18 protein-coding genes are annotated in these 24,802 nt (G+C 45.8%); 12 read left to right on the top strand and 6 right to left on the bottom strand.

Features of this window, described 5'->3' with window-relative positions; genetic code table 11:
* Positions 1-229 precede the first annotated feature (229 nt).
* On the top strand, positions 230-835 hold the full coding sequence (locus RIG27_RS15360; protein WP_446346508.1) for a Uma2 family endonuclease: 606 nt from the start codon (positions 230-232) through the stop codon (positions 833-835).
* Here RIG27_RS15360 and RIG27_RS15355 read toward each other — a convergent pair.
* The 4 genes from RIG27_RS15355 to tig form a co-directional block, all read right to left on the bottom strand.
* Entirely contained in the window at positions 824-1,666 is an 843-nt protein-coding gene (locus RIG27_RS15355; protein WP_446346506.1) for an alpha/beta fold hydrolase, read from the bottom strand. The genes RIG27_RS15360 and RIG27_RS15355 overlap by 12 nt on opposite strands.
* Positions 1,667-1,701: 35 nt before the next feature.
* The gene (clpX, locus tag RIG27_RS15350) at positions 1,702-3,042 is read right to left on the bottom strand and encodes an ATP-dependent protease ATP-binding subunit ClpX (RefSeq protein WP_446346504.1); all 1,341 of its coding nucleotides are present in this window, start codon (positions 3,040-3,042) and stop codon (positions 1,702-1,704) included.
* 10 nt (positions 3,043-3,052) lie between these two features.
* Positions 3,053-3,778, bottom strand: coding sequence for an ATP-dependent Clp endopeptidase proteolytic subunit ClpP (gene clpP, locus RIG27_RS15345; protein WP_446346502.1), 726 nt, complete (start codon positions 3,776-3,778; stop codon positions 3,053-3,055).
* A gap of 219 nt (positions 3,779-3,997) precedes the next feature.
* The gene (gene tig / locus RIG27_RS15340) at positions 3,998-5,473 is read right to left on the bottom strand and encodes a trigger factor (protein ID WP_446346500.1); all 1,476 of its coding nucleotides are present in this window, start codon (positions 5,471-5,473) and stop codon (positions 3,998-4,000) included.
* A 1,099-nt stretch (positions 5,474-6,572) separates the two neighbouring features.
* On the opposite strand from tig, the gene RIG27_RS15335 reads away from it, so the two are divergent.
* The 5 genes from RIG27_RS15335 to RIG27_RS15315 all read left to right on the top strand — a co-directional run bounded on the left by RIG27_RS15335 (position 6,573) and on the right by RIG27_RS15315 (position 12,487).
* Positions 6,573-7,613, top strand: coding sequence for an aspartate-semialdehyde dehydrogenase (locus RIG27_RS15335; protein ID WP_446346498.1), 1,041 nt, complete (start codon positions 6,573-6,575; stop codon positions 7,611-7,613).
* Positions 7,614-7,843: 230 nt separating this feature from the next.
* Positions 7,844-9,112: an RNA-guided endonuclease IscB gene (gene iscB, locus RIG27_RS15330; protein ID WP_446346496.1), complete on the top strand. Its 1,269-nt coding sequence runs from the start codon at positions 7,844-7,846 to the stop codon at positions 9,110-9,112.
* Positions 9,087-9,245, top strand: a complete 159-nt coding sequence (locus tag RIG27_RS15325; protein ID WP_446346494.1) for a hypothetical protein — start codon at positions 9,087-9,089, stop codon at positions 9,243-9,245. The genes iscB and RIG27_RS15325 overlap by 26 nt, the downstream gene beginning before the upstream one ends.
* A 66-nt stretch (positions 9,246-9,311) precedes the next feature.
* Positions 9,312-10,196, top strand: coding sequence for a 4-hydroxy-tetrahydrodipicolinate synthase (gene dapA, locus RIG27_RS15320; protein WP_446346492.1), 885 nt, complete (start codon positions 9,312-9,314; stop codon positions 10,194-10,196).
* 497 nt (positions 10,197-10,693) lie between these two features.
* Complete coding sequence (locus RIG27_RS15315; RefSeq protein ID WP_446346490.1) at positions 10,694-12,487, top strand: ribonuclease J; 1,794 nt, start codon at positions 10,694-10,696, stop codon at positions 12,485-12,487.
* A gap of 150 nt (positions 12,488-12,637) precedes the next feature.
* Here the strand turns inward: RIG27_RS15315 and RIG27_RS15310 are convergent, their stop codons facing one another.
* Positions 12,638-13,609 (bottom strand): hypothetical protein, encoded by a 972-nt coding sequence (locus RIG27_RS15310; protein WP_446346488.1) that lies wholly within the window; start codon positions 13,607-13,609, stop codon positions 12,638-12,640.
* Positions 13,610-13,923: 314 nt separating this feature from the next.
* Here RIG27_RS15310 and RIG27_RS15305 point away from each other — a divergent pair, with 314 nt between their 5' ends.
* The 6 genes from RIG27_RS15305 to RIG27_RS15280 all read left to right on the top strand — a co-directional run bounded on the left by RIG27_RS15305 (position 13,924) and on the right by RIG27_RS15280 (position 17,086).
* A complete protein-coding gene (locus tag RIG27_RS15305; protein WP_446346486.1) occupies positions 13,924-14,292 on the top strand; it encodes a Mo-dependent nitrogenase C-terminal domain-containing protein in 369 nt (122 codons plus the stop codon).
* A gap of 53 nt (positions 14,293-14,345) precedes the next feature.
* Positions 14,346-15,116 carry a hypothetical protein gene (locus RIG27_RS15300; protein ID WP_446346484.1) on the top strand — a complete coding sequence of 257 codons (771 nt, stop codon included), beginning with the start codon at positions 14,346-14,348 and terminating at the stop codon, positions 15,114-15,116.
* A gap of 53 nt (positions 15,117-15,169) precedes the next feature.
* A complete protein-coding gene (locus tag RIG27_RS15295) occupies positions 15,170-15,421 on the top strand; it encodes a hypothetical protein (RefSeq protein ID WP_446346482.1) in 252 nt (83 codons plus the stop codon).
* Positions 15,422-15,502: 81 nt separating this feature from the next.
* Positions 15,503-16,681, top strand: coding sequence for a murein transglycosylase A (gene mltA / locus RIG27_RS15290; protein ID WP_446346480.1), 1,179 nt, complete (start codon positions 15,503-15,505; stop codon positions 16,679-16,681).
* 42 nt (positions 16,682-16,723) lie between these two features.
* Positions 16,724-16,870, top strand: coding sequence for a hypothetical protein (locus tag RIG27_RS15285; RefSeq protein ID WP_446346478.1), 147 nt, complete (start codon positions 16,724-16,726; stop codon positions 16,868-16,870).
* Positions 16,871-16,924: 54 nt separating this feature from the next.
* A complete protein-coding gene (locus RIG27_RS15280; protein ID WP_446346476.1) occupies positions 16,925-17,086 on the top strand; it encodes a hypothetical protein in 162 nt (53 codons plus the stop codon).
* A 197-nt stretch (positions 17,087-17,283) separates the two neighbouring features.
* Here RIG27_RS15280 and RIG27_RS15275 read toward each other — a convergent pair whose 3' ends face one another.
* A complete protein-coding gene (locus RIG27_RS15275) occupies positions 17,284-24,387 on the bottom strand; it encodes a CHAT domain-containing protein (RefSeq protein ID WP_446346474.1) in 7,104 nt (2,367 codons plus the stop codon).
* Positions 24,388-24,802 lie beyond the last annotated feature (415 nt).

The following is a 24,802-nucleotide window of genomic DNA, read 5'->3' as shown; positions in this document are numbered from 1 at the left end:
AGTCCGCGCAGGCGGACTTTGTTTGTGTAGCTGCGACTTCTAGTCGCCAGGTTCTTCGTTAACGTACCCTAGGAGTTCTGATGGTTGGTTCGGTGCGTTACTTCGTTAACGCACCCTACGAGTTCACCAGTGGAGTGATTGAAGTGCGATCGCAGGTTTCTATTCCAGTCCAACATCCTTCCTTGGTTATCATAAAATCATACAATGTTTGCCCGGTGATAGTACGTCTATGACCCAAGCTTCCCTACTTACTCCACCTTCGACTGATCAACGTATTGTCTATTCCAGCATTACCTGGGAAAATTTCAAGCTAATTCAGGCTGGTTTTGCCAACTCTCCGGGTATTCGACTAGCTTACTATAACAGCACGATTGAAATTATTATGCCGGGACGCGAACATGAAATGTTTAGTCGGCTCATCGGCTTTTTAATCGGGTTATTTTGCCTAGAAAACGCCATTGAATTTGAACCCACGGGTTCCATGACTCAAGAGCGAGAGGGAGTCGTTTCTGCTCAAGCCGATGAATCTTACTGTTTTGGTTCATCCAAACCCATTCCTGATCTCGTTATCGAAGTTGTAGTCACCAGTGGGGATACTAACAAACTGAAGCGATATCAGGCATTAGGAGTACCAGAAGTCTGGTTTTGGCAAGACGGTTTATTTAGCCTCTATCGCCTACGGAATAATCAGTACAAAAAAATTATCCGCAGCGAAATTCCCGAACTGGCAACGCTGAGTATTGACTTGCTCACCCGTTGCGTGTTGATGGCTCAGACTTCTCGGTTGGAGGCAGCCAAAGACTTTCGCAACGCCCTTAAATCGTCATCGGCTTAACTTTAAAAATTGCCGCACCCCTTGAAGATAAACATCCGGGGCTTCCAACATCGGGAAATGAGCCGTATCAGGAATTTCCCAATACTCCACCTTTTCACTTAACGCCGCTGCCCGTTGTCCCAAAACCGATGGAATAATCTGATCATATTCCCCCGCCACTAATAACGTTGGTACAGTTAACTGGGCAAATTCCGATGGCATTACCTCCGCCGCATACTTACTCACCGACGTTAACATCGTCCCCAATGCAGCATCATAATCCGCTATGATAAAATCTTCTAAAAATGCCCGACTTATGGTATCCGGTAGGGGACGATGTAAAAATCGTGCCATAAACAACGCCCCGGCAAAGGGAATGCGTAAAAACCAACGGGGGCGATATTTTACCACATAACCGCCAAACTTATGAAACGCGGCAAAGGATTTTTCCTCGTATTCAAAAATACCGCTACAGGTTAAAATAGCCCGTTCCACTTGCTCCGGATAGCGGTTGAGAAACATCGTCGCCACAGACGCGCCCAGGGAATGAGCATTAATATAGACGCGCTTGAGGGTGAGTTTCTCTAACAATATCGCCAAATCTTCGGCATAGTCCTCCATTTCATAGAGTAACCCAACCGGTTCTGCAGGAAGTCGCGATCGCCCAAATCCGCGCAAATCGTAAAGCAAACAATTAAACTGATCCGACAGCGCTTCAGCCGTACTTTGCCAATACCGAGCAGAACCACCCCAACCATGAATGAACACCATGACAGGCTTCTCATCCAAGGGCTGGGACGTAGCAATCCACTCGTAGTAATGATCGACGCCGCGAACGTTAACTAGAGGCATTCTTGATTCGTTTTGATACCACCACTGATAAAAGTTTATGCCGATTCTGGTTTAGGTAGGGATGACGGATGCAGCAACAGTTCGGCTGTCGAGCGTTTCTCTACCATTTCCCGCGTAATCGTACAGCGAGTCACATCCTTGCGCGAGGGTAATTCATACATTACCTCTAGCATCAACTCTTCCACAATACCCCGCAGCGCTCGCGCTCCGGTTTTCCGCCGATAGGCTTCCTGTGCAATGGCTCGCAGCGAGTCTTCGGTAAACCCAAGCTGCACATTGTCCATCTTCAACAATTTCTGATATTGCTTCACCAAAGCATTGCGCGGCTGGGTCAAAATCGCGATCAGAGCTTCTTCATCCAAGGGATCAACCACCGCCGCGATGGGGATACGACCGATAAATTCCGGAATCATCCCGAACTTCACTAAGTCATCGGGTTCTAAATGCCGCAGTAAATCCGCCGCCCGTTTTTCTTTGGACTGACCTTCTCCCGGCTGAATAAAGCCGATTGAGCGCTTACCAAAACGCTGTTCAATCACCTTCTCTAAACCGACAAAAGCCCCACCACAAATGAATAATATATTGCCTGTATCAATCTGAATGCAGTCTTGATAGGGATGCTTGCGTCCGCCCTGAGGTGGCACATTGGCAACGGTTCCCTCAAGCATCTTCAGTAACGCTTGCTGAACCCCTTCCCCAGAAACATCCCGCGTAATCGAAGGGTTTTCGCTCTTACGGGCAATTTTATCAATTTCATCGATATAAATAATTCCCCGTTGTGCTTCTTCAACATCCAAATCTGCTACCTGCAACAGCCGCAGTAAGATGTTCTCAACATCTTCACCCACATAACCCGCTTCCGTCAGCGTTGTCGCATCGGCAACGGCAAAGGGGACATCAAGTACAGCCGCTAAGGTTTGCGCCAGTAAGGTTTTACCACAACCCGTAGGTCCGAGGAGCAAAATATTAGACTTTTGCAGTTCCACCGGATCATCTGCCCCAGCTTTGCCCTTTGCCTTGGCTTCAAGAAAACTTAGGCGCTTATAGTGGTTATAAACTGCTACGGAGAGGACTTTTTTGGCATCGTCCTGACCGATGACATGTTCGTCAAGATAGTTTTTCAGTTCCCGAGGTTTAGGAATCTGATTCAGTGACAAACCGGATGCCCGAGTGCGACGTTTTTGTGGGGGTTCCGAGCGGGGGACTTGCTGGGGAGCCGGAGCGCTGGAATCAAGCAACTCCTCATCTAAAATTTCGTTACATAAATCTACACATTCGTCGCAAATGTAGACTCCCGGTCCCGCAATTAGCTTGCGAACCTGCTCTTGAGACTTGCCACAAAATGAACATTTTAGATGGGAGTCGTATTTAGACATAAGGAGCCTCTTACTTAATAGAAGTGACGGTGGCTTCGCTCTTGAGATTTTCTCGCGAGATAACTTGGTCTACTAAACCATACTCTTTGGCTTCCGCTGCTGACAGAAAAAAGTCGCGATCAGTATCCGTGGCGATTCTTTCATAAGGTTGACCCGTATGATACGCCATTAGCTCATTGAGCTGATTTTTATGATATAAAATTTCCTTCGCTTGGATTTCAATGTCAACGGCTTGTCCTTGAGCACCGCCTAGGGGTTGACTGATCATGATCCGGGCATTGGGCAGGGACATACGTTTTCCAGGGGTTCCCCCGGTTAGTAGAATCACGCCCATATCCGTCGCCGCACCAAAACAGATGGTGACAATATCGGGGCGAATCTGTTGCATCGTGTCGTAGATCGCCATTCCCGCAATCACTCCCCCGAGTCCGAGAATGGGACCACCGGGGGAGTGAATGTAAAGCTGGATATCCTTGGTTGGATCTTCGGCTTCTAAATACAAAAGCTGGGCAATGATCGAGTCAGCCACTACATCATTGATTCTTGTTCCCAGAAACACAATCCGTTCCCGCAGCAGCCGCGAGTAGATATCAAACGCCCGTTCCCCGACGCCAGACTGTTCAACCACCATCGGGACGATGTTGCTTGAATTTGAATGACTATTTGTACTAACAGAGTAAATTTCCGGGGAACTGCAGCTTGTAAATGAGTAGTCAGGGAACTGGGATTGCAGCATAGAACAAGGATTAAAGTATTTGTGTCAACAAGTGAATGGTTTTCCCGGCAGGTTTGAACACAGATGTTCTCCGGAAGCCTTGGGCGGGAGTTACCCACGTTAACTTCTAGTTACCATTATGCCTTAGCAACATCAATAAGTGCTGAAGATAGCGATTAAATCTTTTGCCCAAGACTGATCGCTCCTGCTTGTTCTGGGTTAACTCCCCAACCCCCAAGTTTATTCGCTCGTTGCCGTTTGCTCAGAAGCATCAGGGGTGGGTGATGGTTCCTCGCTTTCCTGATCAGCTGTGGCTTCAGGTTGAGCGGCGGTCTCTTCACTTGCCTCAGAGCCAGTTTCCGGTGTATCCGTTGTTTCTTCCGTTGTTTCTTCGGTCTCTAGTGATCCTTCCGGAACCAGTTCAATGGTAGCGTGTTCTTCCAACCATTGAACCGCTTTCTCTTTGAGCAAATCCGACTTGACGAACTCCCGCAAGCGTTGTGGATCGACATCTTGCCCTGCCAATTGTTTCATCACTTCCTGACATTTGGCATCCATCTGTTCATCATCCACAGTCAGGGATTCCCGTTTCGCCAGTTCCTCAAGGGTAAGGGATTGGCGCAGCCGTGCGATCGCATCAGGGCGGGAACGCTGACGCAGTTGGGGCATCATTTCCGCTGTGAACACTTTCTGCAGATCCATCCCATAGTTTTCCATCTGGATCGCCGTCTGGGTTAATATCGTTTGAACTTCCCGCTCAATTAGGGTTTCGGGTAGGTCAATCTCAACTTTTGCCACCAGCGCTTCGAGCAGAGCGTTTTCCTTATTCGTTTTGGTGTCTTGCTCAGCTTTTTCGGTAAATTGTTTGGCTAAGGATTCGCGCAATTCGCTGATGGTTTCCTCTTCGCTAATGTCTTGGGCGAAGTCGTCGTCGAGTTCCGGTAACTCTTTTTCCTTGAGTTCTTTGAGGGTAAGGGTAAAGACAGCACTCTGGTTGGCTAAATCCTCTCGTGGATAATCCTCCGGAAATGTCACCGACACCTCTTTGGTTTCCCCCGGTGTCATGCCCACAATTCCTTGAACAATGTCAGCCAGAAACCGTCCTTCTTCGAGTTCTAACTGAAAGTCAGTCGCCTCACCGCCAGAAATATCAACGGCTTCCTCTCCCTCAGGTGTCAAACGACCTTTATAATCCACAACGGTCACATCACCCATTTGGGCAGGGCGCGATTCGACGGGAATCAGCGTGGCGTGCTGAACCTGGCGTTCTGCTAAAAAATTATCCACCGCGTCAGGATCGGGTTTTACTTCTTCAGCTTGAACACTGAGATTCCCGTAGTCTCCCAAATTGATGTCTGGCGGCACATCCACCGACGCCGAGAAGGTTAACGGTTGTCCCGGCTGGAACTGACTCAGTAGTTCTTCAAAGGTGGAAACTAGCTGGTAGTTGCCCAGTGCCTCAATGGTTTCTTGGCTCAGGGCGTCCCGTAAACTATTTTGTACCAAATCTTCCAGCGCCGCTTCTTTGATCCGTCCAGGACCTAGACGCTGGAGCAAAATTTGACGCGGTACCTTTCCCTTGCGAAACCCAGGAATGTTGGCAGAGCGGGCAAGATTTTGCACGACCTTCTCGTAGACCTTCTTGGTCGTTTCGGCAGGAATTTCAATTTCCAGACCGAGTTGGCTCTTGGGGAGTTTTTCCTGAGTAACTTTCATCTGTCTTCCCCCGTGGAGGTCTCCACCATAGCTGTACTCAGCTTGGTGGTGGGAGGAAACGGGGGGCAGATCTCGACTCCGCTCGATACAAGTGGTCTAGGCAATATATCCATAACTGATTGGTTTTTCAACTGAAATACAGTGCAGGTTTTTTGATGGGAAACCTACAAAACCAACTCGGATTACTCCGGTAATGTTAGCTTAGACAATGTTAGTGGTCGGTACTTTCTCAAAAGCACTGCCTCCCAGATGACTGTTTAACTTTTGAGTTTTAGAGCTACAGACTAGCTACGCATCCGTAGGTAAGAACTTAAACACTTGCCACTAACGTAGGCATTCCTGCCTGAGTCGGGTCAACTCGGGCTATCTTACCAGCCCCCGTTATAATCGGTACTCCGATTTAACGGTGGGTTGTTGACTGACGCTTGTTTTGGAGACAACTGAATTTTAGCTCTTTCGGGGGGACGCATCACGCTCACTCAACAGTAGAGCGTGAGATGAATAACGAATGATTCAACAGGTTTGTGATCATCGAGTTCTTTTAGAGGGTAATCCAAACACCTCATGATATGCTAGTCTAAACAACGAGTTATTTTGATTTCTAGTCATTGTTTCAGGGTATAAAAGAGACATAGATTGAATCGGTCGGGCGGGGTTTCCGTATCTGATGATAGTACATTCAGAGCGTCTACAGCAGCGAATCTACCCCTAAACCAGTTAGGCTAGGCAAAAGGTTTCCACTGTCGAAGCCAGGAGAACTCGAACCGCCTGTTCTAGCAGACGTAGCCAACTACGTCTAGAAGCCGGGATATGAATTGATCTGCCTACTCATCAACTCTGAACGAGAACTGTTATCGTTAATTTGTCCCGTTAAGGGCAAGCCAACGGTAATATCTCATTCAATTGGCGCGACTATCGGTCTGTCGTGTTATCACAAGACAAGAATCGCATTTGTGCAAATCTTATGGATTTTGTCAGAATATAGATTACATATTTCCCTTAAATAATGTTTTAAGCTTAAGAAAATTTAATTGTTTTTTTGGCTACTTTAAGTCACTGTCCACAGAATCGATGTGTTAAAAAATTGGAGGTAGATCATTTGTCTAGTCAAGTTCGCGTTGCTATACTGGGCGCAACGGGTGCAGTCGGCGCCGAGTTACTGGAATTATTAGAAAGCCGTAACTTTCCCCTTACCCATTTAAAGCTTTTAGCCTCACCCCGTTCGGCGGGACGGACTCTCCAGTTTCGAGGCGAATCCCTACCGGTGGAAGCCGTGGGGGAGGATTCGTTTAAAGAGGTGGATTTGGTTTTAGCCTCGGCTGGGGGGTCAACATCCAAAGCTTGGGCATCTAAAGCCGTTGAGCAGGGAGCTGTGGTGGTTGACAATTCCAGCGCTTTTCGCATGAATCCTGACGTCCCCCTGGTTATTCCCGAGGTCAATCCGGAAGCGGCGGCGAAGCATAAAGGGATTATCGCCAATCCCAACTGCACGACGATATTAATGGCAGTAGCCGTTTGGCCCCTGCATCAGGTGCAACCTGTCCAACGAATTGTCGTGGCTACCTATCAATCAGCTAGCGGTGCAGGTAGACGGGCGATGGAAGAACTCAAAGCCCAAGCTAAAGCCATTTTGCAGGAGCAAACGCCACCAACGGAAAGCTTTCCCTACCCCTTGGCATTTAACCTGTTTCCACACAATTCTCCCTTGAATGATCAGGGATATTGCACCGAAGAGATGAAAATGGTCAATGAAACCCGTAAGATTTTCGATGATCCCCAGATCCGCATCAGCGCCACTTGTGTTCGAGTTCCGGTGCTGCGAGCTCACTCAGAAGCGATTAATCTAGAGTTTGCTCAACCCATGTCTGTCGCCACAGCCAAGGAGTTACTGGCTAATGCGCCGGGAGTGCAACTGGTGGAAGATTGGCAGGCAAATTATTTTCCTATGCCGATAGATGCTACGGGTAAGGACGATGTACTGGTGGGGCGAATTCGACAAGACTTGTCTCATCCCAGTGGATTAGAGATTTGGTTGAGTGGTGACCAAATTCGCAAAGGGGCAGCGTTGAATGCGGTACAAATTGCCGAGTTGTTGGTGGAACGAAATTGGTTAAAGCCAGCAACAGCAATGATGGGGTGAATTAAACCTACTTAAATCTGTGTAAACAGATTGATTCACCCACCAGGGGCAGGATTAGACCTACGTTAGAGCGGTCAAGACACCTACGAATTTGCTAGTTCGCTCTTCTCTGTCGGTTGAGATTAAGGAATGCTCGAAAGGTTTATAGAGCAAGTGTTTCAACCCGAACAAGCCAGACTCTAACATCCCCGAAGCACACATTACTTAAGGACTGGTCAAACCGACCAATTATGTCAAACTACGTTTTTCTAATTGATGCCAACAAAAAACCGATGAATCCGATTCATCCCGCTCACGCTCGGAAACTGATGGAAGCAGGCAAAGCCGCCGTCTTCCGTCGTTACCCGTTCACACTGATCATGAATCGAGTGGTAGAGAATATTGTCACCTATCCACTCACGCTTAAGATTGACCCAGGTTCCAAAACAACCGGAATTTCACTTGTGAGCAACCGGGATGAGGTGATTTGGGGTATGGAACTAGAACATCGAGGGCAACAGATTAAGGACTCTCTGTTAACTCGCCAAGCTGTTCGCAGAGGACGGAGACAGCGCAATACTCGATACCGCCAAGCTCGGTTTCTCAACCGTAGACGACCTAAAGGTTGGTTAGCACCTTCTCTGTTGCACCGTGTTCTAACAACTGAGACTTGGGTAAAGCGACTCATAAGGTTTGCTCCAATTGCTGAAATCAGACAGGAGTTAGTTCGATTTGATACTCAGCAAATGGAAAACCCAGAGATTTCTGGCGCAGAGTATCAGCAAGGAACTCTTGCGGGCTACGAAGTCCGTGAATACCTTTTAGAGAAATGGGGACGCAAGTGTACCTATTGCTTGAAAGAAAATGTTCCGTTGCAGGTTGAGCATATTCTGGCGCGAGCAAAGGGTGGAACAGACCGTGTTTCCAACCTATGTTTGGCGTGTGAAAAGTGCAACATAAAAAAGGGAACAAAGGATATTCGGGACTTCCTTAAAGGTAAACCTGACTTGGTTTCTCGTATCCTCAAACAGGCTTCATCACCTCTCAAAGATACTGCGGCGGTTAACGCAACGCGCTGGAAACTGTTCGAGACGTTATCTCGGACTGGGCTTGTTGTAACGACCGGGACAGGCGGACAAACTAAGTACAACCGTACTCGGCTAGGGCTTCCCAAGACACATTGGCTGGACGCTGCCTGTGTTGGCGTAACAGAAACGCTTTATCTCTTGACTCAAAAGATTTTGCAAGTCAAAGCAACGGGGCATGGTACTCGTCGGCTATGTCGGATGGATAAATTCGGCTTCCCCTGCTCCAAGCCGCGCCAATCGTACAAAACACCGTGGAAAACAGGTGATATTGCTCGAACCCTTGACGGAGTTGTTGGTCGCGTTGTCGTTCAAAACGAGAAACGCATCGAGGTTCGCGTGAATGGTAAACGTTGCTACTGTAAACCTGATCAGGTTAAACCTATGCACAGAAAGGATGGGTATAGTTATGCCGAGATTTGCACAGAATTTTAGCCAACTGGAGAACCGCTTATTAATTTGTCATTGGTCTGATGTTCTTTGTTCTATCCTGTGGCAAAGCTGTTGTGTTTCTATTGTCGTTAGTTCAGAGTTGATTTTAGCTCTATCCCTAATGACTAATGACTAATGACTAATGACCAATGACCAATGACCAATGACCAATGACTAACGACCAAATAGGAGTGAAATAAGGGTGGTCAATTTTGGACGTGTATTAACGGCAATGATTACGCCGTTTAAAGAAGACGGCAGTGTGAATTATCAGGTTGCTGAGAAATTAGCGGCTCACTTAGTGGAACAGGGTACCGATACCGTTGTCGTCTGTGGTACGACGGGTGAATCACCGACACTGACATGGGATGAAGAGTCTCAGTTATTTCAGGTCGTGCAGAAAGCGGTGGCGGGAAAAGCCAAGGTAATTGCTGGCACAGGGTCAAATTCTACCCAAGAAGCGATCTCAGCCACCCAAAAAGTCGCTAAACTAGGGGTAGATGGTTCATTACAAGTTGTTCCCTATTACAATAAACCCCCACAAGAGGGACTCTATAATCATTTCCAGGCAGTTGCAAAATCTAGTCCTGACTTGCCTGTGATGCTCTACAATGTACCGGGTCGCACGGGTCAAAACCTCCAACCGGAAACCGTTGCCCGTTTAGCGGAAATTCCCAATATTGTAGCGATTAAAGAGGCGAGTGGTAGCTTCGAGCAAGGCAGTCAAGTACGGCGTCTGACGCCACCGGATTTTGCCATTTACTCAGGAGAAGATTCCTTTACCTTAGCCTTATTAGCACTAGGGGCAAGTGGAGTCGTCAGTGTTTCCTCCCATCTCGTTGGTCTAGAACTCCGGCAGATGATCCAGGCTTTCCAAGCGGGTCAAACTGACCTAGCCAGAGACATTCACTTAAAGCTTTTTCCGTTATTTAAAGTATTGTTTTGTACTGCCAATCCTATTCCACTCAAAGCTGCATTAAAACTTCAAGGATGGGACGTCGGTTCAACGCGCCCACCATTGAGTGAGCTGCCGATGGAATTGGAACAACAAGTCAAGACGGTTCTCCAAGACCTTTCTTTACTTTAAATTGCCATTCATGTTGTTGATGTAGATGTATAGGAGAGTTAAATTTACCGTAAAATAAATACAACGAAACATTTATCTATGAACTACTCTTGATTTTTGGGCTAAAGTAGCCTATTATCTGCTCCTTGCCCATTGAGGTGCTAGAGAGATAATTTATCGATGATTCCATAGTTTTTATCGATAAACTCTAGAAACCAGCTCAGTTTTTTAATAAAACTTGTGAATCAAGTTGAATTAATGACAGCAGGCATTGAGCCAAGGATACCATTTTGAATGGTAACCTCGTGTTCTTTATTGTCTGGATTTTTATAGCCGTTCTTAATGATGGATCACATCTTATGTTTTTTCTTTCCGATAGGTTCACTGATAACTCAAATAAGAAAAGCTACCATTTCTGACCAAGTTGAGTTAGTCTAGATTAAATAAGACAAGTTTATCGCCCAGAAAATATTTCCTAAGAAATGGCAATTTTCAATTCAGGTTTAAGGTTGTAATTAATGAGTAATAGAACTCTCAAAGGAGGCAAATTGACTAGCAAAAAATCTTCACCCGCTCTAAAAATTATTCCCTTAGGTGGGCTGCATGAAATTGGCAAAAATACCTGCATTTTCGAGTTCAACGACGAAATTATCCTTTTGGATGCAGGATTAGGATTTCCCAATGATGAAATGCACGGGGTTAATATCGTTCTACCCGATATGACCTATTTGCGAGAAAATCGCCATAAAATTAAGGGCATGATTGTCACTCATGGTCACGAAGATCATATTGGTGGACTTCCCTATCACTTGAAGCAATTCGATATTCCCGTCATTCACGGACCTAGACTGGCGATGGCGCTGCTGAAAGGCAAACTTGAGGAGGCTGGAGTTAGCGATCGCACCAAGTTAAATTCCGTGAGTCCTCGTGACATGGTGCGGATCGGTTCTTACTTTATGGTTGAATATATTCGCAACACTCACTCCATTGCCGATAGTTTTACCGTAGCGATTCACACCCCCATTGGCGTCGTTGTCCACACCGGAGACTTCAAAGTTGATCATACCCCCGTCGATGGTGAATACTTTGATTTTCAACGATTAGCCGAACACGGGGAAAAAGGTGTCCTTTGTCTCCTCAGCGATTCCACCAATGCCGAAGTTCCCGGACACACCCCGTCTGAAGCGTCTGTTTATCCCAATCTGGATCGTATTTTCTCCCAAGCACCGGGACGAATACTGGTCACCACATTCGCCTCATCAGTTCATCGAGTGCAACTGATCTTAGATCTGGCACAAAAACAAAACCGCGTAGTGTCTGTTGTCGGTCGATCCATGCTCAATGTTATTGCCCAAGCTCGTAATCTGGGGTATATAAAATGTCCCGATAGCTTATTCGAGCCACTCCACGCCGCCAATAGTTTACCCCCAGAAAAAGTATTAATTCTCACCACTGGATCTCAAGGTGAACCTTTAGCTGCTCTCACCCGTATTTCCAAAGGGGAACACCGGAAACTGAAAATTCAAGAGGGTGACACGGTAGTCTTCTCCGCGAATCCCATTCCCGGTAATACGATCGCGGTTGTCAATACCATTGATCGCCTAATGATGCAAGGAGCAAATGTTATCTATGGACGCCATCAAGGAATTCACGTTTCCGGTCATGGCGCTCAAGAAGATCATAAACTAATGCTCGCCTTAACCCGACCCAAATTTTTCATGCCTGTTCACGGGGAACACCGGATGTTGATCCAACATGGCAAAATGGCGCAAAAGATGGGTATCCCAGCGGAAAATATCGTGATTACCAATAACGGCGATATGGTAGAATTAACCGAAAATAGCATTAGTGTTGTCGGTCAAGTCCCCTCCGGTATTGAGTTAGTTGATCGCTCCGGTATCGTGCATCATGAAGTCCTCAAAGAACGTCAGCAGTTAGCGGGAGACGGTGTAGTAACTGTCGCCGCCGCCGTGAGTTGGGAGGGTAAACTCCTTGCCCAACCCGAAATTCACCTGCGGGGTGTCGTGGCTAGTGTGGAGAAATCCCTACTCCAGCAGTTAGTAATTAAGCGGATTGAGCGGACATTGAGTGAGCAGTGGACAGACTTTGCCAAATCCTTAGATGGCAAAAAACAACCAGAAGTTGACTGGACAGGATTGCAACAGAAAATTGAGGGGGATTTAGAACGGTTAACTCGTCGCGAACTGCAAAGTCGTCCTCTCGTAGTATTCTTACTGCAAAATCCAGAGGAAGCACCTGTGAAAACGGTAGGACGTCGTCGCCAGCGTACAGCGGCTAAGGCGGCTTCTTAGATTATTCCGGCTGTAGAGACGTACCATGGTACGTCTCTACAATATTGATAGGATGCCATCAAGTCTTATATAGCAACCGCCATAGCGGTTAGGACACATCATTTAGTAGAGACGTTCCGCCGGAACGTCTCTACTACAGCTATATATTATCTATCGAGTACCAATTCGGGTCACTACTGGTCTTTCAGGGTTACTTAAATCCAATCTGTAATCTGTCAGGGGTACAGGATAATTTTGTCCTTCCCTGATGGTAACAATAAAGACAGTATCGCTGTTTTCATCCCTGACGATATTCTCAACAAATTGATAGTCAAATTCACTGGTATTTAATGGTTTCGCTTCGGCAAAATTGGGTTGAGATATACAAAAAATTGATGCACCATCTTGATAGGTTGCTGCTGATAGCCAATACCTTTGACCTTGAGCGATAAACTCAGATGTGTAGGTAACGCGGAAGCTGTCTATCCGGTCGAGGGTTTGGTTAGGAAGACAGCGATCATCAACATATAATTCATCGCCATTACCATTAATTGCTAGATTGGATAATTGAGTATTAGGACGCAAGAGAATACCCGAATCAACAGATATGTCATCAGTAATTACAGCTATACCATTTAGAGTGTTGCCAGGTTCTACCTCTGGTGCTACTGACGGGTTAGAAGGATAAGCCTGACCATCAAACTGCATTCGTGCGTAGTACAGTTTTTGAGTATAATCATCACCCTGGCGCACTATTTTAGAATACGGGAAAACTATATCATTCCATCCATTTGTGCGTTGATTAGTCACTAGGATAGGAGATGGACTTACAGTCATTTCTGTCACTAACCGATAATCTTGACCATCTTGAGTAAAAATCAAGGTATTACAGCCTCCCGAACCACAAGTATATTTTCCCACTAAATAAACTATTGCTTCCGGCTGTTTATCACCATTAATATCAACAAAGTTATAGTAGTAGCGGCTATAGTCATCCGGCTCAACCCGTTTCGCATAATCGGGCATCGTTTGTAAAATAGCTTGTTCTAGCTGTGGGTTTGGTTCGGTTTCAGATAGGAGATACTGAATTTCCCCTATTTTTACATCCTCTGTATCCTGTAGAGGGTCGCTCAAGGCTTGCATTTGAGTGTTACTATCGAAACTGGAAGCAAAATTATCCTGACTTTCTTCTGTTTTAAATGGGCTACTTAACGTTGGAGTTGACGTAGGTATTTGAGCCGATAAAACCCAGTTTTCTTAATATCTGGGTGATTACCAACAGAACCGAAACACTTGGAATACACCAGCTTTTGCTCATCTGAAGTTTACAGAACGTGCAAAATTCGCGTTGAAACTTCACTAAACCTTTACGGACATTCATCCGGTGTAAATGCCAGAGTAGTTGTAGGTGGATAACAAGTAGTTTAGTTGGTTTGTTGCTAGCACAGGAAAGAGTTATGAGTGTATCTGATTTTACAACAAAGAAACTGATTTTTACGAAGTGGGTTTGGATTGAGCCAAAACAGCCATCCTCAACTCCAATCCAACCCCCCCAACCGAAACAAGGGTTCGATTTGCTCAAACCGATGAAACAGTGGATTGATGGGTTTGAAGTCCATAATCCCCAACTGGCGCACTTGATCTGCCATCTGATCCCCGCCCAATGTCCCTTCGAGCGCGACATTAAACTATTTGGGCATACCCTGTTTCACATTCCCCCCTTGTGTAAGCTGAATCCCTTCTATGAGGAAGTTGTGGGATTACGCTTCCGGGCGTTGTGCTATTTAGCCGATGAATGTGGTGAAGATATTTCCGCTTACTGCTAAAATTCCAAAACTGGGAATTTTAATGTTAGGCGCGGAATCCTTGATCACACAGCATGGCAATCATTGCTCTGAAAGCCTGGTATCTCCAGGACTACGAACCAATTAGAGAACTGGAGAAACGCCCTCACGATTTGCGGTTGAGCAAAAACAGCTTGCTCAAATCAGGGTTAAGGGCTGACTTCTTAGACGATAGTCAGGATGTCAAACAATCGGAATGGTTTGGACGCTACCTGGATGGGGAAACGGTGGAGTTTTACATCGAAGGGAGCGGTGGCTACGCCATTTCTAATATTGATTTGATCTCCCACGAGATTTACTTCACTAAGCAAGAGGTAATGGCGCAACTTGAGCCAATTATCTTTTTGAGTCATCAAACTGAATGCTCTCGTGCCAGTGAAGCGCTACGGGATAGCCTCAATGATACCCTAGAGGGCTTCAATCAGCGATCGCGTATTCCCCTAACCCTAGAACAGTCTCGTCGCCCTGCGGGTGAACCGATGCGCCTCAGCAGTACCCAGATGCGCCACATCCGTAAGAGTTTGCTGTTTATCGCCGATGGTACCGCGATCGCGAAAGTGGACAGAGAACAGACACCTCTGGTGATTCCCAATCCCCAAGTCTGTGTCGAAATCGGTTACGCCCTCACCAGCAAGCGCCGCGAACAAATTTTACTGGTACAGATGGAACGCCCCGATTTACCGGGACAGTTTCCCTTTGATGTTCCCCAGCACCAGCAGCTATTATTTCGCCAACCTGAGGATTTACAAAAGACCTTGCCTGTGGTATTAGAAACATTACTGCAACGGTTTAATTTATGGACGTGATTTATCCCTCATGGTCACAGATAATAATTGGGATGGATTGAGGAGAAAATTTTATGCCTAGAACTCCAGATGAGTTTGCCGTTCACATTCTTATGGCTGGCGGTCACCGGGAAGAGGTGCGTTTTACCACGATTCAAGAGTTTCAGAAATGGTACAGTGGTGAACTCGTACCCAAATCTGAGTCTAAGGACTTTATCAACGTCCCGATTAAAAATATTCAGGGCGAATATATGGTGATACGCCCTTCCAGCGTTTTAGCGATTCGGGTGGAACCCATCTTCGGGGGTAGCGTCGAGCGATTTTAGGATGAAGTCTTTTGTCATTGGTCATTGGTACAACATCCAATGGCTAATGATTAATGATACGACGTCAAAGTTTGGACAAGCATGAGAAAACAACTGACGAGTCTCTCCCTGAGTTTAGGGATATTGTTATTCAGTGGCAGTAGTTTGGCTGTTCCTGATGTTCCCTTAGAACGAATCAATCCCGATACCTCATCGGTGACACTGAACTCACTGGGGTTTGATCAGCAACTCTGGGGGACTCCTGAACAACCTGGCGATCGGCAAGCCTTACTTAAGTCGATTGACCATAGCCTGCGCTATCTGGCGACGCCGACAGCAGCCGCCGCCTACCAAAACTATTCCATCCCCGGAATAACCTTGGAACGAGTGCGCCGTTCTCTGGTGCGATTTCGTCAACTTCTGCTCACATCCAATTCCCCGGCTGAACTGCAAGCGGCGGTAAATCGCGAGTTTGAGGTTTATCAGTCGGTGGGAAATGATGATCAGGGAACGGTTTTATTTACGGGGTACTTTGAACCCATTTATGCAGCGAGTCGTACCCCTAGTGCCGAGTATCGCTATCCCCTGTACCGTTTACCGACAAACTTTAATACCTGGAAAACCCCTCACCCAACTCGCGCTGATTTAGAAGGCGTGGATGGGTTTGGTGAAAATAGTCCCCTGAATGGGTTAGAACTCGTCTGGTTGCGCGATCGCCTCCAGGCGTTTTTGATTCATGTTCAGGGTTCTGCCCGGTTGCAATTGCCCGATGGGAGTGTGATGAGTGTTGGGTATGCGGGGAAGACTGATTATCCTTACACCAGTGTGGGGCGAGAATTGGTCAAAGATGGCAAGTTGCCTCTGGAAGGGTTAACCTTACCCGTGTTACTTGATTATTTCAGTCAATTTCCCAGTGAACTGGATCAGTATTTACCTCGGAATCAAAGTTTTGTCTTCTTCCGAGAAACCAATGGCGCACCCGCTACCGGAAGCCTAGGTGTGCCTGTGACAGCCGAGCGATCGATTGCTACGGATAAATCTTTAATGCCTCCAGGGGCGTTGGCGTTGATTCAAACTCGGATTCCCTATCCTAATGCTCAAGGACAACTGGAATCGCGGTGGGTGAGTCGCTATGTTCTAGATCAAGATACAGGAAGTGCGATTAAAGGACCCGGACGAGTGGATATCTTTATGGGGACAGGAGTTTTGGCGGGCGATCGCGCTGGCGTCATTGGCGGGAATGGAAACCTGTACTATTTATTGCTGAAGGATTCCAGATGATTGGAGATTTAGGGCGACCCGACCTAATTAAATGGAGTGGTGTTGTCAATTAAATCAAGCGGGTCATTCCTACAGGAGGATGATCGGGGTTTTGACTTTGGTCTTAGGGATGCACCCAAGGTTTGCGATCGCCTCACCTTATTATCCCGATATTATCCCGATCTGGAGACGCGATCGCACATCCATTAAACCTCAATAACTGGGCTAGGACAGGGCGACCCGACCTAATTAAATGGAGTGGTGTTGTCAATTAAATCAAGCGGGTCGCCCCTACGGGAGGATGATCGGGGTTTTGGCTTTGGTCTTAGGGATGCACCCAAGGTTTGCGATCTCCTCACCTTATTATCCCGATATTATCCCGATCTGGAGACGCGATCGCACTACAATGGGGCTAAGATAAATTGATGTAGGGGCGGGTTTCACGATTACCGTTTTTGACCTCACCCCAATGCAACTAAACCCGCCCTGACTAAGGTAACAGGGGGTAATCAAGGCGGATTTGATAGAATCTGATCCATCAGTATCCTGCGATCGCACACCCTTTAAACCCACTCAACTCAATCAGCCATTTCCGATTAAAAGTTCCCCCAAAACCTGGTAGACTACCAGGGACTCCCCACTAGAGTAAACGCACTCCAATAATAAGGATGAGTAAGTTCCTGATCCGGTAATTCAGTTAACTGGGGAGGTAGGGGAAAGATACCATTCTGCGTCACAATTTGACCCTTTTCTAATCGAACTTCTCCCTGAATCATTGCGACTTGTGCCTGTCGCAAGGCTTCAGCTTTAATTGGGGCTTGTTTTAACTGTTGATAAAATGTGGTCATCAGTCCTAATGTCCCAGTATCACTGACATACCAGAGACTACCCAATGCCGATTTTACCCCAGCTTGTACCGCTAATCCGGTAAATCCTAATTCTGCTTCCTCATCCCCTAAGGCTGAACGACAGGCACTTAATACCATTAGTTCTATCGGGGGATTATCTAATTTTAATTCCCGCAATTTGTCTAGGGTTAATCGGGTATGCCAAAACTGAATATAGGAGTTACTCGGTTTTCCGGGTTTGAATTCCCCATGGGTGGCTAGATGGAGAATGCCAAAAGGTTGACTAGCCCGGGCTTGTTTAAGATTTTCTAGGGTAAAATCTTGATTCAGAAAAGATGTACCTGACCATAATTGATTGGTAATAATCGATAACTCTTTGGGGACAGCAGGTAAAGGGTTTTGTTCTTCAAATTTAGATGCGCCCATGGCTAAGATAGTAGCATTTCGGATATCCACATAACGGGTATCGGTGAGGCTAAAACTTGGCATTAATCCCACGCTATAGTTCTCGATAATAAATTGGTTTCCGTCATAAAGTGTGGCAATAGGGAGGGAACGTAAACCACTATCCATAACAAAGCTGAGATTATTAATCTGTTGAGCTTGTAACTCTTCTGCAATGGGGGAAACTAACCAATCATAAAGTTGTTTCGCCGACTCTTTATAAGGACGCGGAATGCGAACATCGGTGACAGCGCGACGTAGTTGTTGTACTTGTTGCATCACTTTGTCCCGTGTTGCACCGGGAACAGGACGGCGAATGATGTCTCCAGAGGCAGTAACTAGGACGAGTTCCAGTTGGTCACTGGGTTGAGGATTGGGGTTACTAGAAAGTTGTTGGCGTTGAGGGGTGGAAGGATTAAATTGCCAAATAATTTCGGTTTTGTCTTTAGGATTGGGTTTTTCTGTAGTTGGGGTTTGGGGTTTAAAGAAGGCGTAAATTAAGGCAGGTTTTATGCCAGTTTGTTGTTCAATTTGACTCAGTGTCGTTTGCACTTGTTCAGGCGTAGCCGTTTGGGTATTACTAATCCCTAAGTGGCTTTCATACGCATTCGTGAAATCGCCTTCTTGTTGAGTCAGTTCAGCTTCAGCGGTTGGAGTAGTTGTGTTGGTTGTGGATAAGACTGCGATTGGACTACTTTCGTCTGAGATGCTATCTTCCTCGGCAGATTCGTTAACTTGATTGGGTTGAGTGATATTAACCGGATTTATCGGGGGATCATCGACGGTACTGGTGGGAATATCACCGCGAATAATTGCAATATTTCCTTCTCGGTGAGTCAGGGGAAAGGAACGCAGTGGGATAATACTAATGTCTCCACTGGTGAGAACGCCAGCCGTACCATTAATTTCTGCATCACCGACTTTAAAGGGTGTGAGTGCGTCACCTCCATGGCGAATGGTAATATCTCCCCCACCGTTACTACCAGCCGTGGAGATACTGGCGTCTATCCCATTTTGGTCAGTAAAGGTGTCTGTGGCGCGGAAGTATTTGCCTGCGGTGATATCGACGTTACCCCCTGTACCATTATCACCACCTTGAGCGTTAATCGAAGTTACCTGAATATCGCCGATAGGGTCAAGGGTAACATGACCCCCATCACCGGAACTCCCACTGGTATTAATTGCACCTGTGGTTATCTCTAATTCAGCTTGAATGACAATATCGCCACCCGTCAATCCAGAACTATTCAGATTTGCGATCGCCAATTTACCCGAATTTGCGTTAAGGTATATATCCCCCCCATCTCCCGTGGGGTTACTGGTATTTAAGGTAACCCCAACCCCTTTCAAATCAGTTGTGTTGAGGGTAACGGTTCCGCCACGGGTTTGAATAATGCCGGAACCGGACAAGACGGTAGGATTAGAACTATTGACCGAAATATCGCCGCCACTGGTTGTCAGTGTTAGCGCACCGACGGTAAGATTGCCTGTAGTAATCGCACCATTGTTGCTGGTAATGGTAAGAGTGCGATCGCGATTGATAATGTCATCGGTAATAATATCTTGATTCGCCAGCAAGGTAATCGTCGCATTCCCCTCTCCGGTGATGGTTCCGGCGGTGGTATTGATGGAACCTGAACCCACAGGTGCTTGTAATGTAACCGGGGTTTGAAATGTAATATCATCGGCTAGGGTAATTGCACCACTGCTAGTTGTTCCCCCAATGGTGATTGAGGTAAATGTATTTTGTAGAGAATTCAGTTCTGATGCGGTTAAATCTAAAATACTTGTGCTACCACTATCCGCACCTCCGAGTTGAATCCCTTGGGTTGGAGTCAATGGTTGTAGGGTTAAAGTTCCGGTTCCAGAGATATTGCCTGTAAAATTAAGCTCATCGCCGATTAAGGTAAGATTTCCTGCACCTCCATTAATAGTGCTGCTGATAGTCGCCGGGTTATTGAATTGGAAGGTATCATCTAAGGTTCCACCTGTCAAGTTAGAAAAGTCACTAAAGGTGAGTCCGTTAACTGTACCGCTATTGCTTCCGGTAATCGTCCAAGTGTTAGTGGTGTTATTAGCAATTAGGGTACTGGTTGCATTTGCGGTTCCTTGGACTTGTTCGATATTTACCCCACCCAACGCGGCTAAGTTTACAGTTAGGGGACTGGTATAGGCTGAATAGTCTAGGGTATCTGTTCCTGCACCGCCATCAACGTTTCCGGTAAAGGTTACGCCATCATTGAAACTAAACGTATCATTATTATTCCCCCCTGTCAGGTTGTTAATTGCGGTAAAGTTACTGCCATTAATAGTGCCAGCATTAGAGTTGGTTAAATTCCAAGTGTTCGGTGCATTGCTAGCAATTATTGTATTGTTTCCTCCACCCCCGTCAATGGTTCCCGAAAATGTAACGTTTTCATTAAACTGAAATGTATCATTATTACTCCCTCCGGTCAGATTTGAGAAAGTATTGAAAGTAATTGTGCCATTAATCGTGCCGCTATTGCTATTCGTAATCGTCCAATTATTGGCAGTGTTATTGGCAACTAGGGTACTGGTAGCGTTAGCGGTTCCTTGAACTTGTTCGATATTTACCCCACCCAACGCGGCTAAATTGACGGTTAGGGGACTGGTATAAGCGGAGTAGTCTAGGGTATCTGTTCCTGCACCGCCATCAACGTTTCCGGTAAAGGTAACGCCATCATTAAAACTAAATGTGTCGTTATTACTTCCCCCTGTAAGGTTATTAATTGCGGTAAAGTTACTGCCATTAATAGTGCCAGCATTAGAGTTGGTTAAATTCCAGGTGTTCTGGGTGTCACTAGCAATTATTGTATTGTTTCCTCCACCCCCGTTGATGGTTCCGTTAAACGTGACTCCAGTATTCAATTGAAATGTATCGTTAGCATTACCGCCACTCAAGTTAGTAAAATCTACAAAACTCAAGGTTCCATTAACCGTTCCAGCATCATTAGCTGTAACATTCCACATATTTGCTGTATCTGTGCCAATTAAGGTGCTACCCGTATTGCCAATAACTGACTCAATACTTTCTGCACCAATTGACGCTAAATTTACTGTGACCGGATTATTGTTACTGGAATAGTTGAGGGTGTCCATACCCTCTCCACCATCAATTGTGCCACTAATTGTCGCGTTGTTGATAAATCTAAATAAGTCATCTTGATTGCTGCCAACCAAATTCTGAATATTTAAAAATATAGGTATTTTTTCGACAATAATATCATCCCCTAAAAACTTAGCATTGCCGCCATTATCTTCATTGATATCCCAATAATTAATGCTGTCTGATTCAATTGTGTTGTTGCCGCCCACACCGTCAACAGTCAGATTAAAGAAAAACCCATTACTATTGAAAATGAATGTGTTATCTCCCTGCCCACCACCAATAGTAATCGAGCTAAAACCATTGACTAAATTATCAAGTTCTGTTTCAGTCAAATCTAATGCTGTTGTATTATTGTCAGAGGTGCCAATAACAATTGTTTGATCCGGTGTAAACGGTTCCAGTCGAATCGTTCCACCGTTACTGGTTGCACCAATGTTAATTTCATCGCTGGTGACAATAATCATTCCCCCCTCTGATGAATCAGTGGCATTGATTGCATCACCTATAGTAGCACTGACACCAGCAATAACAGTGATATCACCTGCAATTGCTGTACCTTCATCAGTACTCGCCGAAGCATTTAATCCTTGAACAGTAATTGCACCATTGTTGCTAGTTAGGTCAATTGTTCCACCTACTGCATCCTCTGTGCCAAAGAAACTTTCACCAAAAGAGTCGATTTGACCTGTATTAATATTACCATTCGTACTTATGGAGATTACACCACCCAATATACCAGTTGAGTCAATCTGACCTGTGTTAATCTCCTCTGTTGCTGTTAGGTTAATCGCGCCACCAGCACCGCTATAAGGTGAACCAGAAGATCGGATATCAGCGGTTTGAATACCACCGCTATTACTTATAATCGTAATCGCTCCGCCATTATAATAACTACCGGTGTTGATTTGAAAGATATCAATATTATCCTCAGCATACAGGGTAACATCGCCACCATCATTATCCGCACCAGTGACACTGATGTCACCTTGAACAGCGATCGTACCATTATTACTCCTGAAATTAACAGTACCTCCTGTACCAAAACCACCAATAGCGTTTATATCACTCGTTACTAAAATATTCCCAGCAGCATTAAGGTTGATATTGCCACCCTTGTCGCCTCCCCCCCCGTTATTGCCCCCCGTAGTATCTATACCATCTGGAATCCAAATATTTCCATTACTACTGCTAATTGTTACATTTCCCCCAGATCCACTGGTAGAAGCTGCAGTATTTAAAGGAGCATCACCAAAATCATCGATGATAATGTCATCCGCAGCAGAGATAGTAACATATCCGCCAATACCACCACCGGTGCTAGAGTTGACACGCTCTAAATTAACTCCACCATTGATACTGTTAATTGTAATGGCTCCACCGTTGCCATTACCAAACACTGCCAGAGAAAAGATAGAGTCTGTCACCGTGATATCACCATCAGCATTGAGGGTAATTTCCCCACCATTACCATCTGAGGAACGAGCTTCGAGTGTCTCAGCACTGATGCTCCCGTTGGCGGAGGTGATACTGATATCACCTCCGTTATCACTAGAGTTGACAAAGGTACTAATCTCACCTAAAGTTACACTTCCTCCAGCCGAAATGATAATATCCCTAGATTCAGCCCTGATGGTATCTCCAGTATTCATTGAAAAGTTACCAATTCCGTCTTCATCCGAGTCAGCTATGAACTGAATTGAGCTGCCAGAGCCAAAGCCAAAAGTTAAAGAATTGTCATCTAAATCATTAATGGTGATATTGTTTGTTGCTTCCAAAACTACATTAGTTGTAGCAGGTAAAGTCTCTAAAGCCGTTTCAGAAATGGTGAAATTGTTAGGTAAACCATCTCCTGATAGAATCTCACCTAGGGAAGATCCTACGGGTACACCTAAATTCAGTTGAGCATCATCCGCTCCAGCGCTACCGTTAACGATAGTCAGATTAACTGGATCAAGGAGTAGCGTACCTAGGTTACCATTAACAGCACTGGTATCTACAAAGCCTTGAAATAGCAGGTTTTGCTTCCCTGAAACTTCAACCAATCCACCATCTCCAGTATTATTGCCACCACGAGCACTAATGTTTCCATAGAATCCAGTCGTATCATCTGCCCAAACAATGACTTTACCCCCATCCCCTTCTGTTAAAGCATCAGCATGAATCACGGAGTCACTACTTACAAACGTGCGAGAGGCATTTGGCACAAAATCTTTCCCTTGATACCCGCCACCAATGCGAACATTGCCTCCACCATTCATCCCATAAGCGTCTATATTGGCAGAAATTAAACCAACTTTATTGCCAATAACATTAATTTCACCGCCAGTTGCTGATGAGGGCGCACGTCGGTGCGCCCCTACAGGTTCTACAGAAGAAACATCAATTGTGCCAGAAACGATCGCAACCCCTGTCTCCTGCGGTAAAATGACCCCAGTATCGGCTAATTTAACCTCTCCCGATCGCGTTACATCAAGCCTAGTCTCAACATCCTCCTTACCGGTTAACAACTCAGGTAAATCTAGAGGGGTAACGGGTAAGGGTTCTCCCATACCATTCGTGGGTTGTTCAATTTCTAAGGATAGTAATTTTCCTGGCTGAGATATCTTGACTAAATTGGAACCCGGAACCGCTGCAACGGTAACGGTTCCTCCTGTCGCTGTGATTGTTCCCGTATTGATTACAGTACCGCCGAGTAAGGTGATAGTTTGCCCGGGTGATACGGATAAATCACCAGCATTAACAATAGTTCCAGGTTGGGATACGTTAAAAGAAAACTGATTGGGTGTGCCAATTAACGTCTGATAGTTATTCGCACCACTGGCATTAAACCAACTGTTATTCTCAAATCCAATCCCTGTGGCGGTTGTAGCGGTAAAATCAGCGGGAACGTTTAAACTCGCACCTTCCCCAAAAATAATTCCCGCCGGATTCATTAAATATAAATTAGGCGTTCCCCCAGTCACCTGAATCAAACCGTTAATAATCGACGCATTTCCCCCCGTGACGCGACTGAGAATATTTTCCAGGTTAGGATTTGCCAGAAAATTGGCAATTTGGTTCGCATCTAAGCCAAACTGCTCAAAACTATGGAATAAATTACTCCCCTCTCCAGAAACACTGCCACCGTCAATATTATATTGGATACCATTTTGTGTAACATTTGTACCCGTACCGTCTGCGGCTGGGGTGATGGATTGGGCTAGGGCGGCGGAATCTCCAATTAGTGCCGCAACTCCACAGAGAATCGCTTGGCATAGAGACACAAGAGTAAACAAGCAGCGGAAAACCAACCCAGACGATTTCATAATGGACAATCTTTTTCGTGCTATTTTAGATAGTTTCGCTTATTCTTAATCATTGGGGGCTTATGTATTAATAAAATGATACAACATTTATTCTATTGTTAATACATCAATCGTAGGGGTGCATAGACGTGCATTGGTGTCAACTTAAGGCGAAAACTAATGCTGGCAAGGTTTTAAGCTGTGTCTATTTACTCCTCGACATTTCCCCCTCATCCCCTAACCCCAACTCCGGACCCCCCTCGTTCCCCCCTACCCCCCTCGTTCCCCCCTACAAGAGGGGGGAGGACTAAGGATGCTTCGCTTTTTTGGCACGGGGGAGGACTAAGGATGCTTCGCTTTTTTGGCACGGGGGAGGACTAAGGATGCTTCGCTTTTTTGGCACGGGGGAGGACTAAGGATTCTTCGCTTTTTTGGC

This window comes from Coleofasciculus sp. F4-SAH-05 (assembly GCF_040222985.1).
Classification (GTDB): Bacteria; Cyanobacteriota; Cyanobacteriia; order Cyanobacteriales; family Coleofasciculaceae; genus Coleofasciculus; species Coleofasciculus chthonoplastes.
This window is presented reverse-complemented; position numbering and strand designations above follow the sequence as displayed.

Excerpts from the sequence above, each read along its gene's own strand:
- RIG27_RS15360 (WP_446346508.1), top strand. The coding sequence starts at position 230 with ATGACCCAAGCTTCCCTACTTACTCCACCTTCGACTGATCAACGTATT.
- RIG27_RS15355 (WP_446346506.1), bottom strand. The coding sequence starts at position 1,666 with ATGCCTCTAGTTAACGTTCGCGGCGTCGATCATTACTACGAGTGGATT.
- clpX (WP_446346504.1), bottom strand. The coding sequence starts at position 3,042 with ATGTCTAAATACGACTCCCATCTAAAATGTTCATTTTGTGGCAAGTCT.
- clpP (WP_446346502.1), bottom strand. The coding sequence starts at position 3,778 with ATGCTGCAATCCCAGTTCCCTGACTACTCATTTACAAGCTGCAGTTCC.
- tig (WP_446346500.1), bottom strand. The coding sequence starts at position 5,473 with ATGAAAGTTACTCAGGAAAAACTCCCCAAGAGCCAACTCGGTCTGGAA.
- iscB (WP_446346496.1), top strand. The coding sequence starts at position 7,844 with ATGTCAAACTACGTTTTTCTAATTGATGCCAACAAAAAACCGATGAAT.
- RIG27_RS15325 (WP_446346494.1), top strand. The coding sequence starts at position 9,087 with ATGCCGAGATTTGCACAGAATTTTAGCCAACTGGAGAACCGCTTATTA.
- RIG27_RS15315 (WP_446346490.1), top strand. The coding sequence starts at position 10,694 with ATGAGTAATAGAACTCTCAAAGGAGGCAAATTGACTAGCAAAAAATCT.
- RIG27_RS15310 (WP_446346488.1), bottom strand. The coding sequence starts at position 13,609 with ATGCAAGCCTTGAGCGACCCTCTACAGGATACAGAGGATGTAAAAATA.
- RIG27_RS15305 (WP_446346486.1), top strand. The coding sequence starts at position 13,924 with ATGAGTGTATCTGATTTTACAACAAAGAAACTGATTTTTACGAAGTGG.
- RIG27_RS15300 (WP_446346484.1), top strand. The coding sequence starts at position 14,346 with ATGGCAATCATTGCTCTGAAAGCCTGGTATCTCCAGGACTACGAACCA.
- RIG27_RS15295 (WP_446346482.1), top strand. The coding sequence starts at position 15,170 with ATGCCTAGAACTCCAGATGAGTTTGCCGTTCACATTCTTATGGCTGGC.
- mltA (WP_446346480.1), top strand. The coding sequence starts at position 15,503 with ATGAGAAAACAACTGACGAGTCTCTCCCTGAGTTTAGGGATATTGTTA.
- RIG27_RS15275 (WP_446346474.1), bottom strand. The coding sequence starts at position 24,387 with ATGAAATCGTCTGGGTTGGTTTTCCGCTGCTTGTTTACTCTTGTGTCT.